Source organism: Actinoplanes flavus (genome assembly GCF_017592555.1).
Lineage (GTDB): Bacteria > Actinomycetota > Actinomycetes > Mycobacteriales > Micromonosporaceae > Actinoplanes > Actinoplanes flavus.
The window spans coordinates 161,625-178,832 of the sequence record NZ_JAGFNS010000017.1 but is presented as its reverse complement, the minus strand read 5'-3'; the positions used below and the strand labels follow the sequence as shown (position 1 = coordinate 178,832).

At 70.8% G+C, this 17,208-nt stretch carries 13 protein-coding genes; 10 read left to right on the top strand and 3 right to left on the bottom strand.

Annotation, left to right across the window (positions count from 1 at the left end; all coding sequences use genetic code 11):
* Positions 1–269: 269 nt before the first annotated feature.
* Positions 270–2,306: a SpoIIE family protein phosphatase gene (locus J5X75_RS25610; RefSeq protein WP_208470043.1), complete on the bottom strand. Its 2,037-nt coding sequence runs from the start codon at positions 2,304–2,306 to the stop codon at positions 270–272.
* A 111-nt stretch (positions 2,307–2,417) separates the two neighbouring features.
* Here J5X75_RS25610 and J5X75_RS25605 point away from each other — a divergent pair, with 111 nt between their 5' ends.
* The 4 genes from J5X75_RS25605 to J5X75_RS25590 all read left to right on the top strand — a co-directional run bounded on the left by J5X75_RS25605 (position 2,418) and on the right by J5X75_RS25590 (position 10,021).
* Positions 2,418–6,809 (top strand): hybrid sensor histidine kinase/response regulator, encoded by a 4,392-nt coding sequence (locus J5X75_RS25605; protein WP_208470042.1) that lies wholly within the window; start codon positions 2,418–2,420, stop codon positions 6,807–6,809.
* A gap of 29 nt (positions 6,810–6,838) precedes the next feature.
* Entirely contained in the window at positions 6,839–7,387 is a 549-nt protein-coding gene (locus tag J5X75_RS25600; RefSeq protein ID WP_208470041.1) for a response regulator, read from the top strand.
* A gap of 137 nt (positions 7,388–7,524) precedes the next feature.
* A complete protein-coding gene (locus J5X75_RS25595; RefSeq protein WP_208470040.1) occupies positions 7,525–9,030 on the top strand; it encodes a pectate lyase in 1,506 nt (501 codons plus the stop codon).
* Positions 9,031–9,238: 208 nt separating this feature from the next.
* A complete protein-coding gene (locus J5X75_RS25590) occupies positions 9,239–10,021 on the top strand; it encodes a hypothetical protein (RefSeq protein ID WP_208470039.1) in 783 nt (260 codons plus the stop codon).
* 38 nt (positions 10,022–10,059) lie between these two features.
* Here J5X75_RS25590 and J5X75_RS25585 read toward each other — a convergent pair whose 3' ends face one another.
* Positions 10,060–10,386 (bottom strand): STAS domain-containing protein, encoded by a 327-nt coding sequence (locus tag J5X75_RS25585; RefSeq protein WP_208470038.1) that lies wholly within the window; start codon positions 10,384–10,386, stop codon positions 10,060–10,062.
* Positions 10,387–10,511: 125 nt separating this feature from the next.
* On the opposite strand from J5X75_RS25585, the gene hemL reads away from it, so the two are divergent.
* From hemL to ccsB, 6 genes are read left to right on the top strand one after another with little or no spacing between them, the layout of a single operon-like run.
* Positions 10,512–11,849 carry a glutamate-1-semialdehyde 2,1-aminomutase gene (gene hemL / locus J5X75_RS25580; RefSeq protein ID WP_208470037.1) on the top strand — a complete coding sequence of 446 codons (1,338 nt, stop codon included), beginning with the start codon at positions 10,512–10,514 and terminating at the stop codon, positions 11,847–11,849.
* Between the two features lie 2 nt (positions 11,850–11,851).
* Positions 11,852–12,508, top strand: a complete 657-nt coding sequence (locus J5X75_RS25575; protein WP_208470036.1) for a histidine phosphatase family protein — start codon at positions 11,852–11,854, stop codon at positions 12,506–12,508.
* On the top strand, positions 12,505–13,071 hold the full coding sequence (locus J5X75_RS25570) for a TlpA family protein disulfide reductase (RefSeq protein WP_208470092.1): 567 nt from the start codon (positions 12,505–12,507) through the stop codon (positions 13,069–13,071). The genes J5X75_RS25575 and J5X75_RS25570 overlap by 4 nt, the downstream gene beginning before the upstream one ends.
* Positions 13,071–13,826 carry a cytochrome c biogenesis CcdA family protein gene (locus tag J5X75_RS25565; protein WP_208470035.1) on the top strand — a complete coding sequence of 252 codons (756 nt, stop codon included), beginning with the start codon at positions 13,071–13,073 and terminating at the stop codon, positions 13,824–13,826. The genes J5X75_RS25570 and J5X75_RS25565 overlap by 1 nt, the downstream gene beginning before the upstream one ends.
* Entirely contained in the window at positions 13,823–15,415 is a 1,593-nt protein-coding gene (gene resB / locus J5X75_RS25560) for a cytochrome c biogenesis protein ResB (protein ID WP_208470034.1), read from the top strand. The genes J5X75_RS25565 and resB overlap by 4 nt, the downstream gene beginning before the upstream one ends.
* Positions 15,415–16,338 carry a c-type cytochrome biogenesis protein CcsB gene (gene ccsB, locus J5X75_RS25555; RefSeq protein ID WP_208470033.1) on the top strand — a complete coding sequence of 308 codons (924 nt, stop codon included), beginning with the start codon at positions 15,415–15,417 and terminating at the stop codon, positions 16,336–16,338. Before resB ends, ccsB begins: the two co-directional genes overlap by 1 nt.
* Before the next feature lie 3 nt (positions 16,339–16,341).
* Here ccsB and J5X75_RS25550 read toward each other — a convergent pair whose 3' ends face one another.
* The gene (locus J5X75_RS25550; protein WP_307798257.1) at positions 16,342–17,187 is read right to left on the bottom strand and encodes a hypothetical protein; all 846 of its coding nucleotides are present in this window, start codon (positions 17,185–17,187) and stop codon (positions 16,342–16,344) included.
* Between the last annotated feature and the right edge of the window lie 21 nt (positions 17,188–17,208).

The window sequence follows — 17,208 nt, the reverse complement described above, 5'->3', positions numbered from 1 at the left end:
GAAGGTGCCGGAGCGCGTGGGGCGGGGTGCCGGTGGCGGGTCGGGCGTTGCCGCACCCAGCCCGCCACCGTCACCGGCCCGGCGCCACGGCCTGCGGGAAAGCACGCCGCGGGGTCCCACACCGTACTCCAACGCGGGACCGGGCGGGACCGACTCTCACATCTCGGATCCCAGCGGATTCTCCTGGTCGGCGATGTAACCGTCGATCGTGGTGGCGGTGTAGTACCGCGTCTTCATGCCCCGGCCCTGCCACCGGGGTACGACGGAGATCAGGCGTCGTTGCGCAGCACCAGGATGGCGATGTCGTCGCGCGGCTCCTCGACCGAGAAGTTGATCGTCGTGGAGCGCAGGCGGGCCGCCATCACGTCGGCCGGATAGCCGGCCAGCGGGGCGGCCGACTCGCGCAGCCGGCTCGAGCCGAAGAGCTCCCGGCCGCGGCGCCGCTCGGTGACCCCGTCGGTGTAGAAGATCAGCGAGTCGCCGGAGTTCAGCGAGATCGTCACGTCCGGTGAGGTGATCGTCTCCAGTAGGCCCAGGGCGGTCCCGCCCTCGCCGACGAAGGCGGTCCGGCCGTCCGAGCGGACCAGTACGGCCCGGTCGTGCCCGGCCAGGTGCAGGCAGACGGTGAGGCTGCCGCCCGGTTGCCGGGTGACCGAGGCCATGGCGAGCGTGCAGTACCGTCCGCCGCCACGCTGCACCAGCGTGCGGTTGACCCGGTGCAGGATCTCGGTGAGCGCCTTGCCGTCGTCGACCAGGATCCGGATCACGTCCCGGACCAGGCCGGTCACGGTGGCCGCCTGGACGCCCTTGCCGGAGACGTCACCGACCACCACGAGCCACTGGTCCACACCGAACGGGACCACGTCGTAGAAGTCGCCGCCCACCTCGGAGCCGGTCGGAACGTACTCCGCGGCGAAGCCGATGCCCTCCACCCGGGGCAGCGCGGGCGGCAGCAGCGAAGCCTGGAGGGTGCGGGCGACCGTACGCCGTTCGTCGTGGATCCGGGCGTTGTCTATGGCCAGGGCGGCCCGCCGGGCCACGTCTTCCAGGACGGCCACCTCGTCGGCGTCGTGCCGGTGTTTCGGGTGCCGCCCGACCGCCAGGGTGCCGAGCCGGGCGCCCCGGGCCACCAGCGGCAGCGCGTAACCCTCCAGCGGCGAGCCGAACATCACCTGGGTGCCCAGCCGGGACGCCTCCTCCAGCCGGGCCAGCAGCGACTCCGGGCCGCTCTCGGCCAGCGTGGTGTGCAGCTCGGCCAGCACCGACTCGTCGGCGTGGGTGGCGGCGGCCAGTTGCAGCCGGCCCCAGGCGTCGGTGGTGTGCACCGCGCACCACTGGCCCAGCCGGGGCACCACCAGCTGCGGGATGAGGGCCATCGTCAAATTCACGTCGAGGGACTGGGCGAGCAGCTCACTGGCCTCGGCCAGGAAGGTGATCCAGGTCTGCCGGCGGACGTCGGCGCGGCGCAGGCGGTCGTTCTCCAGGTGCAGGGAGAACCGCTCGGCGACCATGGCGGCCAGTGCCAGCGCGTACCCCTCGGGGGCGGCGTCCAGCTCCAGCTCTCCCGAGTACGGTCGCTGCACGGTCAGCGGCACCCGGATGGTGTCGGCGTTGTCCCGGGGCGCCCGGCCGTAGCGGGCCAGCAGCTGGCGGCCCATCCCGTCGCCCCGGTCCAGGCGCACCACCCCGCCGGCCGCGCCGGTCAGCCGGGCCAGCCGGGACAGCAGGTCGGCCGCGAGATCGGCGAGCCCCTCCTCGGAGTGCCGGTCGGAGCCGCTGCGCAGCAGGCCGGTGAGCGCGCCCAGGCTGGGTGTCTCGGCGACGCTGGGCAGGCGGACCGGGACGCCGGCGTCGTCGCGCTGGTCGAGCCGGAACCAGACGCCCTTGCCGTCGCCCTCATGCACGGTGCCCCAGCGGCTGGCGAAATGGTCGACCAGCAGCAGGCCCCGGCCCCGCTCGGCGACCTCGCCGATCTCCGCCGACTCGTTACGCGGGCCGACGGCGAGCTGCTCGACCGGGCCGGGGGCGAAGTCGGTGACGGTCACGGTGAGCCCGCCCGGGTCGGCGGTCACCTCGATCTCCAGCTCGGTGTTGGCGTGCACCACGGCGTTGGTGGACAGCTCGGTGGTCAGCAGCAGAGCCTCGTTGAGCAGGCCGACCAGACCGGTCTCCTCGAGCACCGAACGGACGAGTGCGCGCGCCGCCGCCGGGGTACGACGGTCGTTGGGCAACCTGGTCCGGCGCACCAGAGCCTCGGACGGGGCACCGGTAGGGATGCTCGTCCTGGTTCCGACCTCGGCTGGCACCCATGCATCCTCTCCCGTGGACGGGTGTATGCACAAAGTCGTCTCTCGCATTGACCCGGTAGGGCGAGAGAGGATAGGGAGCCCCGGCGGTAGACAGCGAGTGAGGACAGCATGACTGCGGCGAAAGAGGCCAGCGTCGGCGTGCCCGACGAGACCGTTCTACTCGGTGAGCTCGCCGATGCGCTGCGCCGTGTGCGACGTGGCGATCTCAAGGTGCGGCTGCCCCGGCGTGGTGGCATGGCCGGGGCGGTGGCGGAGGCCTTCAACGAGGTGGTCTCCCTCCAGGAGCGGCAGAACCTGGATCTGCGCCGGATCAGCCGGATCGTCGGGCGCGACGGCCGGCTCACCGAGCGTCTCGACGAGGAGGGCCTGGACGGCGCCTGGGCGGACAGCGTCCGCTCGGTGAACTCGCTGATCGACGACCTGGCCCGGCCGACCACCGAGATCTCCCGGGTCATCGTGGCGGTGGCCGAGGGCGATCTGTCCCAGCACATGGCCCTGGAGATGGACGGGCGGCCGCTGCGGGGCGAGTTCCTGCGGATCGGCCGGACGGTCAACACGATGGTCGACCAGCTGTCGTCGTTCGCCGACGAGGTGACCCGGGTGGCCCGCGAGGTGGGCACCGAGGGCGAGCTGGGCGGTCAGGCCGACGTCCGGGGCGTGGCCGGCACCTGGAAGGACCTCACCGACTCGGTGAACACCATGGCGTCCAACCTGACCCACCAGGTCCGGTCGATCTCCCAGGTGGCGACCGCGGTGGCCCGCGGCGACCTGTCCCAGAAGATCACCGTGTCGGCCCGGGGCGAGGTGGCCGAGCTGGCCGACACCATGAACGGGCTGACCGACACGCTGCGGCTCTTCGCCGAGCAGGTGACGAGGGTGGCCCGCGAGGTGGGCACCGAGGGCAAGCTGGGCGGTCAGGCCGACGTGCCGAACGTGGCGGGCACCTGGAAGGACCTCACCGACTCGGTGAACTCGATGGCGTCCAACCTGACCAGCCAGGTCCGCAACATCGCCCAGGTCTCGACGGCGGTGGCCAAGGGCGACCTGTCGCAGAAGATCACGGTGGCCGCGCAGGGCGAGATCCTGGAGCTCAAGGACACCGTGAACACGATGGTGGACCAGCTGTCGTCGTTCGCCGACGAGGTGACCCGGGTGGCCCGCGAGGTGGGCACCGAGGGCCGGCTCGGCGGTCAGGCCCAGGTCCGCGGCGTCTCCGGCACCTGGCGCGACCTCACCGAGAACGTGAACCAGCTGGCCGCCAACCTGACCGCCCAGGTCCGCAACATCTCCCAGGTCTCCACGGCCGTCGCGAAGGGCGACCTGTCGCAGAAGATCACCGTCGACGCGCGCGGCGAGATCCTGGAACTCAAGAACACCGTGAACACCATGGTCGACCAGCTCTCCTCGTTCGCCGACGAGGTCACGCGTGTCGCCCGCGAGGTCGGCTCGGAGGGCAAGCTCGGCGGACAGGCCCAGGTCAAAGGCATTTCCGGTACGTGGCGCGACCTCACCGACAACGTCAACTACATGGCGTCGAACCTGACGAGCCAGGTGCGGAACATCGCGTCGGTCACCACGGCCGTCGCGAAGGGCGACCTGTCGCAGAAGATCACGGTCGACGCGCGCGGCGAGATCCTGGAGCTCAAGTCCACCGTGAACACCATGGTGGACCAGTTGTCGTCGTTCGCCGACGAGGTGACCCGGGTGGCCCGTGAGGTGGGTTCGGAGGGCAAGCTCGGCGGTCAGGCGCAGGTGCGTGGCGTGGCCGGCACGTGGCGGGACCTGACCGACAACGTCAACTCGATGGCGTCGAACCTGACGAGCCAGGTGCGGAACATCGCGTCGGTCACCACGGCCGTCGCGAAGGGCGACCTGTCGCAGAAGATCACCGTCGACGCGCAGGGCGAGATCCTCGAGCTGAAGAACACCGTGAACACGATGGTCGACCAGTTGTCGTCGTTCGCCGACGAGGTCACGCGGGTGGCCCGTGAGGTGGGTTCGGAGGGCAAGCTCGGCGGTCAGGCGCAGGTGCGTGGCGTGGCCGGCACGTGGCGCGACCTCACCGACAACGTCAACTACATGGCGTCCAACCTGACCAGCCAGGTCCGCAACATCGCCCAGGTCTCCACCGCGGTCGCCAACGGTGACCTGGGCCAGAAGATCACGGTCGACGCGCGCGGCGAGATCCTCGAGCTGAAGAACACCGTGAACACGATGGTGGACCAGTTGTCGTCGTTCGCCGACGAGGTGACCCGGGTGGCCCGTGAGGTGGGTTCGGAGGGCAAGCTCGGCGGACAGGCCCAGGTCAAGGGCGTCTCCGGTACGTGGCGGGACCTCACCGACAACGTGAACCAGCTCGCCTCCACGCTCACCATCCAGCTGCGCGCCATCGCCGAGGTGTCCACCGCCGTGACCCGCGGCGACCTGACCCAGAGCGTCGCGGTCGAGGCGCAGGGCGAGGTGGCCGAGCTCAAAGACAACATCAACATGATGATCGTGACGCTCCGCGACACCACGAAGACGAACGCGGAGCAGGGCTGGCTCGACTCGAACCTGGCCCGGATCGGTGGCCTGCTCCAGGGCCAGCGGGACGTCGGCGAGGTCTGCCGCATGATCATGACCGAGGTGACGCCGCTGGTCGACGCGCAGCTCGGCGCGTTCTTCCTGGTCGACAACGAGGAGGCGACGACCCGGCTGCGGCTGGCCGCGGCGTACGGCTACGTCGCCCGCGACCACGAGGTGATCTTCGGCCCGGGCGAGGGCCTGGTCGGCCAGGCCGCGGTGTCGCGCCGCACGATCCGGGTGCGGGCCACCCACGACGGCATACTCACCATGCGCTCCGGCCTGCTCGCCATGCCACCGAACGACCTGGTGGTGCTGCCGGTCCTGTTCGAGGGCGAGATGCTCGGCGTGATCGAGTTCGCGTCGGTGGCGGCCTTCTCCGGGTTGCATCTGACGTTCCTGGAGCGGCTGGTCGCCACGATCGGGGTCGCTCTCAACACCATTCAGGCCAACCGGCGTACGGAGGAGCTGCTCGCCCAGTCGCAGCGGCTGGCCCGGGAGATGCAGGACCAGTCGGCCGAGCTCCAGCGCACCAACGCCGAGCTGGAGGACAAGGCGAAGCTGCTCAGTGAGCAGAAGGCGAACATCGAGCTGAAGAACCGGGAGATCGAGCTGGCCCGCCTCGGCCTGGAGGAGAAGGCGCAGCAGCTGTCCCGGGCGAACACGTACAAGTCCGAGTTCCTGGCCAACATGAGCCACGAGCTGCGGACCCCGTTGAACTCGCTGCTGCTGCTGGCCCGGCTGCTGGCCGACAACACCGAGCAGAACCTGACCGGCAAGCAGATCGAGTTCGCCAAGACCATCCACAGCGCCGGCTCCGACCTGCTGTCGCTGATCGACGACATCCTGGACCTGTCGAAGATCGAGGCCGGCCGGATGGACGTGGAACCGGACGTGGTCGACTTCGACGGCATCCGCAGCTACGTCGAGCAGGCGTTCTCCCCGCAGGCGGAGGACAAGGGCCTGGAGTTCCGGGTGGCGGTGGCCCCCGAGCTGCCCGAGTCGATCGTCACCGACCCGCAGCGGCTCCAGCAGATCCTGCGCAACCTGCTGTCGAACGCGGTGAAGTTCACCGACAACGGCTCGGTCACGCTGAGCATCTTCTCGGCCGAACTGGACTCCGACATCGAGGCGCCGGCGTCGCTGCACGCGGCCCGGCAGGTGGTCGCGTTCGCGGTGACCGACACCGGCATCGGCATCTCGGACGAGAAACTGGCGATCATCTTCGAGCCGTTCCAGCAGGCCGACGGCACCACCACCCGCAAGTACGGCGGCACCGGCCTGGGTCTGTCGATCAGCCGGGAGTTCGCGGCGCTGCTGGGCGGCACCATCACGGTGTCCTCGGAGCCGGGTGCGGGGTCGACGTTCACCCTCTACATGCCCGAGGCGCTGGTGCCGGACGTGATCCCGATGCCGGCGCTGCCGTCGGTGCCGGCCAAGGCGATCTCGGTGCGCCCGGCCGCGTCGCTGGACATGCCGCTGATGGAGATGCCGCCGCGGGTCGAGGAGACGCCCGTGGTGACCCAGGCCGGGCGGAAGCTGGAGGGCGCCACCGTCCTCATCATCGACGACGACGTGCGCAACGTCTTCGCCCTGACCAGCGCTCTGGAGATGCAGGGCCTGCATGTCCTCTATTCGGACAACGGGGTGGACGGCGTGCGGATCCTGGCCGAACATCCTGAGGTGGACATCGTGCTGATGGACGCCATGATGCCCGACCAGGACGGTTACGAGACGACCCGGGGAATCCGGCGCAATCAGCGTTTCCGGGACCTACCGGTAGTCTTCCTGACAGCGAAGGCGATGCCCGGGGACCGGGAGTCGGCCATCGCCGCCGGTGCGAGTGACTACATCACCAAACCGGTGGACCTGGACGAGCTCATCGAGCTGATGGCCCGCTGGGTGAACCACGGCACGACCGAGCCGGACCACGGCTGAGACGGCACGGGTGAGGTAGGTGAGAAAGCGTGGGTGAGCGCGCCAAGGCGCTGCTGGTCGATGACCGGCGGGACAACCTGCTGGCTCTGGAGGCGATCCTTCAGGGCCTGCCTGTCACGGCGGTGGCCGTGGAGAGCGGGGAGGCCGCGCTCAAACAGCTGCTCACCGACGATTTCGCGGTGATCCTGCTGGACGCGCACATGCCGAACATGGACGGGTTCGAGACGGCCAGCCACATCAAGCGCCGTGAGCGGACCCGGCATGTGCCGATCCTGTTCCTCACCGCGGCCGACCGGGACGCCCAACTCGCCCTCCGGGGCTACGCCGTGGGCGCCGTCGACTACCTCACCAAGCCGTTCGACCCGTGGGTGCTTCGCGCCAAGGTCTCCATATTCGTCGAGCTGTGGGTGAAGAACCAGCAGCTCAAGGCGCAGGCCGAGGCGTCGAAGGAGCGGGAGGCGCAGTGGCACCGCCTGACCGGGACGGTCGACGAGGCCGCCCGCGTGCTGCGTGCCGGTGGCGAGACGGCCGCCGCCGAAGCGCTCGACCTGCTGGAAAAGGCCCGCTGGGGGGACTGAAACCCGGCTCGATGTGACCTGGGTCACTACGGACAACCTTGCTGGGCAGCCGCGCCACTACCGGGGCGTGATCGCTTTGATCATGCGCGACGTCCACCGTCCCTGACGGTGGCCTCATCCCCGTGAGTAGGAGCAACATGCGGCACGCAATGCCCAGCGCGTCCCCGAGCCGGCGCCGCCGTCGTCTGGTCGTGGGTTTCGGCGCGGCCGGTGCGGCCGGTGCCGTCACCGCGCTGGTCGCCGTCCTCGTCCCGTCCGCCTCGGCCGGCACCCTGTTCAGCGACGACTTCGAGAGCGGCGCGGGCAACTGGTCCAAGTCCGGCGGCACCTGGTCGGTGGTCTCCGACGGCTCCAAGGTCTACCGGCAGGCCAAGGCCGACAGCGAGCTCGCCCGGGTCTTCGCCGGTGAGACCTCCTGGGCCGACTACTCGGTCGAGGCCAGGGTCAAGGGGCTCGACCTGAGCCGGGGCCTGGCCGGTGTCGCGGCCCGGGCCGGCGGCTCCTCCACCATGTACCGGCTCGTTCTGACCTCGGCCGGCAGCGCCGAGCTCCAGTCGGTCAAGGGCAGCACCGTCACCAGCCTCGGCTCGGCCACCGTGAACGACCCGGCCGCCTGGCACACCCTCAAGGTCGACGTCGCCGGCACCACCGTCACCGGCTACCTGGACGGCGCGAAGGTCGCCTCCGGCACCGGCTCGCTCGCCGGCGCCGGCCGGATCGGTCTCGTCACCAGCTACGCGTCGGCCGAGTTCGACGACGTCTCGGTGGCCGCCCTCGGGGCCGGCGCGACCTCCTCGGCGACCGCGTCACCCACCGCTACGGCGACCGCGTCACCCACCGCTACGGCGACCGCGTCACCGACCGCTACGGCGACCGCGTCACCGACCGCCACCAGGACCGCCACGGCGACCCCCACCGCCACCAGGACGGCCACCGCGACGCCGACCGCCACCAGCGCCAGCACGGCGTGGCCGTCCGCGACCGGTGAGAAGGCGGTCACCGCCACCATCGCCGTCTCCGGCACCCTGGACGGCGGCAACGTCCGCTACTTCGGCAGCGGCGACCTGGGCAGCGACTCCCAAGACGAGTCGCAGGACCCGATCTTCAAGCTGGCCGACGGCGCGGTGCTGAAGAACGTCGTCCTCGGTGCTCCGGCCGCCGACGGCATCCACTGCTCCGGCTCCTGCACGCTGATCAACGTGTGGTGGGAGAACGTCGGTGAGGACGCGGCCACCTTCAAGGGCGGCACCTCGGCCACCTACACCGTGGACGGTGGCGGCGCCAAGGGCGCGGACGACAAGGTCTTCCAGCACAACGGCGGCGGCACGCTGACCATCAGGAACTTCCAGGTCGAGGACTTCGGCAAGCTGTACCGGTCGTGCGGCAACTGCTCGGCGCAGCACAAGCGCGCCGTCGTGGTGCAGAACGTGGTCGCCACCGCCCCGGCCGGCAGCCTGGTCGGCATCAACGCCAACTACGGCGACACCGCCACGATCTCCAAGGTCACCGTGGTCGGCAAGAAGAGCCTGGACATCTGCGTCACGTTCACCGGCAACAGCTCCGGCAAGGAGCCGACCAAGATCGGCACCGGCGCGGACGGCGTCAACTGCGTCTACGACGAGTCCGACATCACCTTCAAGTGATCGTCGTGGGCGCCGGGCGCCGCGGCCCCGCGGCCCCCGCCCCGGGGCCCAGCGGGGGGCGCTGTCGGCCCCCCCCCCCCCCCCCCCCCCCCCCCCCTTGCCGGCGCGCGGCGCGGCGGGCGCCCCCCCCCCCCCCCCCCCCACGGCCGGAGGAACCTGAGGGTGCCGATGTCGCCCTGGCCCGAATCGACGGTGGGGAGGCGGCGCGATGACGCTCATCGAACCCGAGCTGCGCGCGGCACTGCGCGCCGAGGCGGCGGCGCACCGGCCGGACCGTGCGGCGATGCTCGACCGGATCACCCGGACCGCCATGCGCAACCAGGTCGCGAAGCATCCCCGGGTGAAGATCGCCGGAGCGGCCGTGGCGGTCGCCGCGGTGCTCGGCGGCGGCGGGTTCGCGCAGTGGGCGGTCGCCGGTGACGGTGACCCGGTTCCCGGGCCCACCCCCTCGGTGACGGTCACGGTCGAGCCCACCCCGAGCGGTCCGGCCTCCTCCAGCGCGATCGGCCCGACCGGCACCCCGAGTTCCGCGCCCGCCAGGACCCCGAAGTCCCGGCCGCCCAGCCGGTCGCCGAGTCCGTCGGCCACCGCCGGCAGCGTGGCGCCGGCGAAGAGCGCGCTGCGGGCGGACGGCACGGTCGTCCCGGACGGCGACTCCCAAGCCGGCAGCGTCGTCACGGTGACGGCCGGCGAGCGGCTCACCGCCCTCGAGGTGACGATCCGGATCGTGCGGACCGACGGGTTCACCGCCCGCGGCGGCAGCCAGCAGGTGCCCGGCGCGAGCGTGACCAGCACCGTCACCGAGGAGTCCGGGACGGCGGTCTACCGCTTCGTGCTGTCCTCGGGTGACACCCTGGAGCCGGGCACCTACACGTTCTCCGCGCGGTACACCCATGCCACCGGCGGGCGGGACGCGAACGGGGACTCCTACGCCGCGACCGCGACCACCGGGGCGAACGTGACCGCGACCGTCAGCGGCGACTTCCGCTGAGGTTGTCCACAGCGTTATCCACAGGCTCCGACCGGCTGTCAGGTGTTGCTGCTGATCATCAGGGCGGATCGGAGCCCGGTGATGTCGAGCACACGCATCAGGAAGTCGCCGACATTCACCAGCGCCAGCACCACCTGCGCGTGCTGCGCCTTGCGGCTGAGCACCACCAGCGTGCCGAGACCCTGGGAGTCACAGAACGTCACACCGGCCATGTCCAGCACGATCCGGTTCGGCGGCTCGGCCAGGATCTCGTTGACGACGGCGGCCAACTCGGTGACCGTGAGCACGTCGATTTCCCCGGCGAGCTGGATGACGACCTCGTCCGGGGTGCGCTGAACCGTGATGGACAGCTCGGGACGCTCCACGCGGCTCAGCCTATCCTCTTCGGGGTATATCGGCCCGTCTGGCGCGATCAGACCGTGCGCTCGAAGGACATCATCCGGTGATGTGAACAACCCTCTCGCAATACTCGTTCCATGCCGCTGACAGAATGGGGACCGCTGTGACCACGACATATCCCACCGCGGATCTTCCGTACCCGGAGGATGCCCCGGTCTCCCAGGCCCTGTTCGACCGCGCCCAGGCCATCGTGCCCGGTGGGGTGAATTCACCTGTGCGTGCGTTCCGCGCGGTCGGCGGGACGCCCCGGTTCATGGCCTCGGGCAGCGGCCCGTGGCTCACCGACGTCGACGGGCGCCGCTACGTCGACCTGGTCTGCTCCTGGGGTCCGCTCATCCACGGGCACGCACACCCCGAGATCATCGAGGCGGTGCAGCGCGCCGCGGCGCTGGGCACCAGTTTCGGTACGCCCACCGCCGGTGAGGTGGATCTGGCCGAGGAGATCGTCCGCCGGACCCCGATCGACGAGGTGCGGCTGGTCAACTCGGGCACCGAGGCGACCATGACCGCGATCCGGCTGGCCCGTGGATACACCGGCCGGTCGAAGATCGTGAAGTTCGCCGGCTGCTACCACGGCCACGTGGACGCGCTGCTCGCCGCGGCCGGGTCCGGCGTGGCCACCCTCGGCCTGCCCGACTCGCTCGGGGTCACCGGTGCGGCGGCGAGCGAGACGATCGTGCTGCCGTACAACGACGTGGCCGCCGTCGAGGCGGCGTTCGCGTCCGAGGGCGCCGAAATCGCCGCGATCATCACCGAGGCGGCTCCGGGAAACATGGGTGTGGTCACCCCGCGCGACGACTTCAACGGCAAGCTGGCCGAGATCGCCCACCGGCACGGCGCGCTGCTCATCATCGACGAGGTGATGACCGGCTTCCGGGTCTCCGCCGGCGGCTGGGCCGGACTGCACCCGGTCGACGCCGACCTGTTCACCTTCGGCAAGGTGATGGGCGGTGGCCTGCCCGCCGCGGCGTTCGGCGGCCGCCGGGAGATCATGTCCCGGCTCGCCCCGGCCGGCCCGGTCTACCAGGCGGGCACCCTCTCCGGTAACCCGCTGGCCTGCGCCGCCGGCCTGACCTCGCTGCGGCTCGCCGACGCGGCCGCCTACAAGCGCCTGGACGAGCTGGCCGGCACCATCGGCTCGCTCTGCTCGGAGGCGCTCGGCGCCGCGGGTGTCGCGCACCGGCTCTCGTACGCCGGAAACATGTTCTCGATCTTCTTCACCGACGCCGAGGTCGTCGACTACGACTCCGCGAAGACCCAGGACGCGGCCGCGTTCAAGGCGTTCTTCCACACCATGCTGGCCCGTGGCGTCTACCTGCCGCCGAGCGCCTTCGAGTCGTGGTTCGTGTCGACGGCGATCGACGACCTGGCACTGGAAACGATCGCCGCGGCGGCACCGCACGCGGCCCGAGCGGCAGCGGGAGCCTGACCTTGACCGAGCCGACGAAGACCACGGTCCACGTGCTGCGGCACGGCGAGGTCTACAACCCCACCAAGATCCTGTACGGGCGCCTGCCCGACTTCCACCTCTCCGAGCTGGGCCACCAGATGGCGAAGGCGGCCGCCGAGGTGCTGTCCGGCCGGGACATCACGCACGTGGTGGCCAGCCCGCTGGAGCGTGCGCAGGAGACCGCGGCCCCGTTCGCCGCCGAGTTCAAACTGGACATCGCCGCCGACGTGCGGCTGATCGAGAGCGCGAACTACTTCGAGGGCAAGAAGGTCTCGGTCGGCGACGGCGCGTTCAGCAACCCGCGGCACTGGTGGGTGCTGCGTGACCCGATCACGCCGTCCTGGGGTGAGGCGTACCTGGTGATCGCACAGCGGATGTTCGCGGCGGTCCAGGCGGCCCGGGTCGCGGCCGAGGGCCACGAGGCGGTCTGCGTCTCGCACCAGCTGCCCATCTGGACGCTCCGGCGGTACGTGGAGGGCAAGCGCCTCTGGCACGATCCGAGGCGCCGCGAGTGTGGTCTGGCCAGCCTGACCTCGTTCCGGTTCGAGGGTTCCAAGGTGGTCGGCATCGACTACTCGGAGCCCGCCGCACACCTGGTCGCCATGTCCGCGACGGCCAAGACAGCCAAGGGGGCCTGACCGTGCGCCGCCTCGCCGTCGCCGCCCTCACCGCGGTCACCGCCGCCGGAGCCCTGAGCGGCTGCGGCGGCGAGGAGAACTGGGCGACGAAATGCGGCACCACGAACATGGTGGTGGAGTGCGCCGCGGCGGAGCGGCCGCTGGTCTCCGGCGTGACCGGGGAACTGCTGGACGGCGCCGCCTACGACCTGGAGGCGGACCGCGGCAAGGTGGTCGTGGTCAACTTCTGGGGCTCCTGGTGCGCGCCGTGCCGGGCCGAGGCGGACGACCTGGAGAAGACCTACCAGGCGACCAAGGACTCCAACGTCACCTTCCTCGGCGTCAACACCCGCGACGACCGGGACTCGGCGAAGGCGTTCGAGCGCGGCTACCACGTCACCTACGGCAGTGTGTACGACTTCGAGGGCCGGGTCGGGCTCAAGTTCGACGTGACCCAGAGCGCGGTGCCGAGCACCCTGATCCTGGACCGGCAGGGCCGGATCGCGGCCGCCATCCGGCGCTCGACCACCAACGGTGAGTTGCAGCCGCTGGTGGAGAGGATCGCGGCGGAGGCGGTCGGCTGATGGGTGAGGTGTTCCGGGGCACGGTCATGGACGGGCCGCTGCTGCTCGCGGTCGGCGCGGCGCTCATCGCCGGTCTGGTGAGCATCCTCTCGCCGTGCGTGTTGCCGCTGCTCCCAGGCTACCTCTCGTACGTCACCGGGCTGGCCGGTTCCGATCTGGAGGCGACGACCGGCCGGGTGAAGGGCCGGATCCTCGCCGGGACCGGGCTCTTCGTGCTCGGCTTCTCGACCGTCTTCACGCTCGGCACGCTCGCCACCACCGCCAGCTTCACGATGATCACCCATCGGGACACGCTCAACCTCGTCCTCGGGATTCTCGTCATCGTGCTGGGCCTGGGCTATCTCGGCGTGATCCCGGGCTTCCAGCGGGAGGCCCGGATCAGCCGGCTGCCGGCCGCCGGGCTGCTGGGCGCCCCGGTCTTCGGCGCGATCTTCGCGCTGTCCTGGATCCCGTGCGTCGGCCCGACCCTGGGCGGCGTGATGGCGCTGGCCACCACGACCGGGCAGGCCGACCGGGCGGTGCTCCTGGCGATCACCTTCAGCCTCGGGCTGGGCGTCCCGTTCATCCTGTTCGGGCTCTTCTTCCGCCGGCTGCTCGGCGTGTTCAAGGCGATCCGCCGCAACAGCCGATGGGTCACCCGGGTGGGCGGGGTGCTGCTCATCCTGGTCGGGGTGGCGCTCGTCTCCGGCCGGTACGAGTACTTCCTCACCTGGTTGATGACCAGCGTCGACGTCGGTGAGTGGGTGCTGCTGTGACAGTCGTCGAGGACCGTCCCGCCACCGCCGGGGCGCCGCCGCCGGGCCGGGGCAACCCGCTGTGGGCGCTGCTGCGCAACTCCTGGCGCCAGCTCACCAGCATGCGTACGGCGTTGATCCTGCTCTTCCTGCTGGCCGTGGCCGCGGTGCCGGGCTCGATCTTCCCGCAGCGCTCGGTGAACCGGGAGAACGTCGCCGAGTACTTCGCCGCCCATCCGAAACTGGCTCCGGCGATCGACCGCCTCTTCGCCTTCGACGTCTACGCGTCACCCTGGTTCGCGGCGATCTACCTGCTGCTGTTCACGTCGCTCGTCGGGTGCGTGCTGCCACGGTTGCGTGACCACGTCCGGGCGCTCCGGACCGTACCCCCGGATGCTCCGAAGCGGTTGGACCGCCTGCCGCAGCATGCCCCCGCGGCGGAACGCCCGGAGGAGCCCGCGGCCGTGGCCGCGGAGATCGCGAAGACGCTGCGCCGGCGGCGCTGGCGGACCCGGTTGCGGGAGACGCCCGACGGCTGGACCGTCGCGGCCGAGAAGGGCTACCTCAAGGAGACCGGCAACCTGCTCTTCCACTTCGCCATGCTGGCGGTGCTGGTCGGCGTCGGTTTCGGGCACTGGTACGGCTGGCACGCGAACCGCCTCCTGGTGGAGGGTGCCGACCAGGGTTTCTGCAGCGCTGTCACGCAGTTCGACGAGTCGGTTCTCGGCCCCCGGGTGGATGCCTCCGACCTGCCCGACTTCTGCGTGCGGATGACCGATTTCGAATCCACCTTCCAGTCCTCCGGGATCCCGAAGTCGTTCGAGGCCACGGTCGAGGTGAGCGAGAACGGCGGCGACTACCGCCCGGATCGGTTCACCGTCAACGACCCGCTGCGGCTCGACGGCGCCAACATCAACCTGATCGGTCAGGGGTACGCTCCGGTGCTGCGCTACACCGACCGGTACGGCGTCTCGCAGACCAAGGTCGTCCCGTTCCTGCCCGGCGACCTCAACATGACCAGCGAGGGGGTCGTCCAGTTCCCGGACGTCAACCTCGATCCGGCCACCGGCGCGCGGGACCCGAAGCTCCAGATGGGCTTCGAGGGTGTCTTCCTGCCCACCGGCGGCACCGACGGCAGCGCCACCTCGCAGTTCCCGGCCGCCGACAACCCGGTGCTCTACATCGCGGCCTACCGCGGCGACCTGGGGCTGGACGTCGGCAAGCCGAGCTCGGTCTACGCGCTGAACCGTGAGCAGATCGCCGACGGCGACCTCAAGAAGATCAGCGGCGAGCGGCCGTACGTGCTGCGGCCCGGCGAGAAGTGGACCCTCGACGACGGCAGCACGCTCGAGTTCGCCGGAATCCGCCGGTTCGCCACGATCTCGATCCGGCACGACCCGACCCAGTTCCTCATGCTGATCGGGGCGGTGCTGGGGCTGGCCGGGTTGATGCTGTCGCTGTTCACGCACCGCCGTAGGGTCTGGTTCCGGGTGGCTTCCGCCGAGGGCGGTAGCGTGACCGAAGCAGGTGGCCTGCCCCGTACCGACTACCCAGGTTTCGGCGACGAGTTCGCGGCGCTCACCCGGCACATCAAGGAAGGGACGCCCTGATGGCGGAGTTGTCCAATCAGCTCATGGCGCTGACCGTGCTGGCCTACCTGGCCGCCATGGTCTGCTACGCCGGGGAGTACGCGTTCGGCCGGCGCAGCCACATCGGCCGGGCCGCTCTCGTGGGGGCCGGCGCTCCGGTCCCCGATCTGAAGGGGGCGCCGGAACGCGACCGGGGCGAGCTGGTCGGCCGGATCGGGGTGGCGCTCAACCTGATCGCCCTGGCCCTGCACCTGGCCACCACGGTCACCCGGGGCATCGCCGCCGAGCGGATGCCCTGGGGAAACATGTACGAGTACATCCTCTCCACCACGCTGATCGGCTCCGCGGTGTGGGCCGGTGTGCTGCTGCGCCGTCCGGCCGTCCGGCATCTGGGCCTGTTCGCCAGCCTGACCCTGGTGGTGCTGCTGGGCGCGGCCGCGCTGGTCGCCTACACCCCGGTCGGGCCGCTGGTCCCGGCGCTGAACTCGTACTGGTACGTCATCCACGTCTCGACGATCATCATCTCGTCCGGCATCCTGCTGGTCGGCGTGGTCCCGGCCGCCATGTTCCTGATCAAGAACGGGTGGGACACCGGCAAGCGCGGCTTCCCCTACACGCTGGGCAAGCGGGTCGGTGACGCGGGCACGCTGGAGCGGCTCACCTTCCGCCTGCACGCCTTCGCCTTCCCGCTGTTCACGTTCGGCGCGCTGATCGCCGGGCCGCTGTGGGCCGAGGCGTCCTGGGGCCGCTACTGGGGCTGGGACCCCAAGGAGGTGTGGGCCTTCATCTCCTGGATCGTCTACGCCGCCTACCTGCACGCCCGGGCCACCCCGAGCGTCAGGCGGACCACCGCCACCTGGATCGCCGTCGTCGGCTTCGTGACGATGCTGATGAACCTGTTCGGCGTGAACCTGTTCTTCGAGGGCCTGCACTCGTACGCCTAGGCGTCAGCAGTCCCCGGCGGTCCACGTGTCGTAGCGGGTCACCCAGTCCAGGCAGAACCCGCCGCGGGCGGCCGCCCCGGTCACGGTCGCGACGTCGTCACGCCAGTACCGGGCGGGCCCGCCGCCGACCGGGCGCAGCTGCACGTTGTCGACCGTCACCTTCGGCACGTCGATCTTGGTCTGGCGGGACGCGTCGACGTGCACCTCGACGTACTGCTCGATGTAGGCGGCCGGGCCGACCGGCAGTTGCTGCTCGGTGAGCAGGTTCCACCGGTCGTCCCACCACAGCCAGGCCCGCCACCGGCCGTTCTGGTCACTGTTCAGGTCCAGCCAGATCTGGTCGCCGGCCCGGACCGGGTACTGGTCGTAGAACTGCCACCGGTTGGTGTTCGTGTTGAAGGTGTAGATCTGCTGGCGGCCGGGGGAGGCCCAGCCGGTCTCCGCCCAGCCCGCCTCCAGCCAGGAGATCCGGCCCCCACCGAGGTCCCGCTTCGCCATGAACCGGCCCACCACGAAGTCGTACGTGCGGGGCCGTACCGAACCGTCCACCACGGAGAAGCGCCCGGACACCCCGCCCCACTCGCCGCCGGTGCCCGCGCCGAGATGGTGGTAGCCGCTCGGGGTGAACGCGGCCGGCGGGACCTTGTCCGACTCGGTCAGCGGCGCCCCGGCCCGGCACGCCCGCGGGCTGGCCACGTCCGCCGGACCGGTCGGCGGACGGGTGGGCGCCCGGCCCGGCGCGCACACGGGCAGGCGTCTGTCGGCCGACGAGATCGCCGGGGCGGCGACCGCGAGAGCCGCGGCCACACCGGTCAGCGCACACCATCGGGTCACGGTCCGGAGCCTCACGAAAGTCTCCAACGGCAGTCC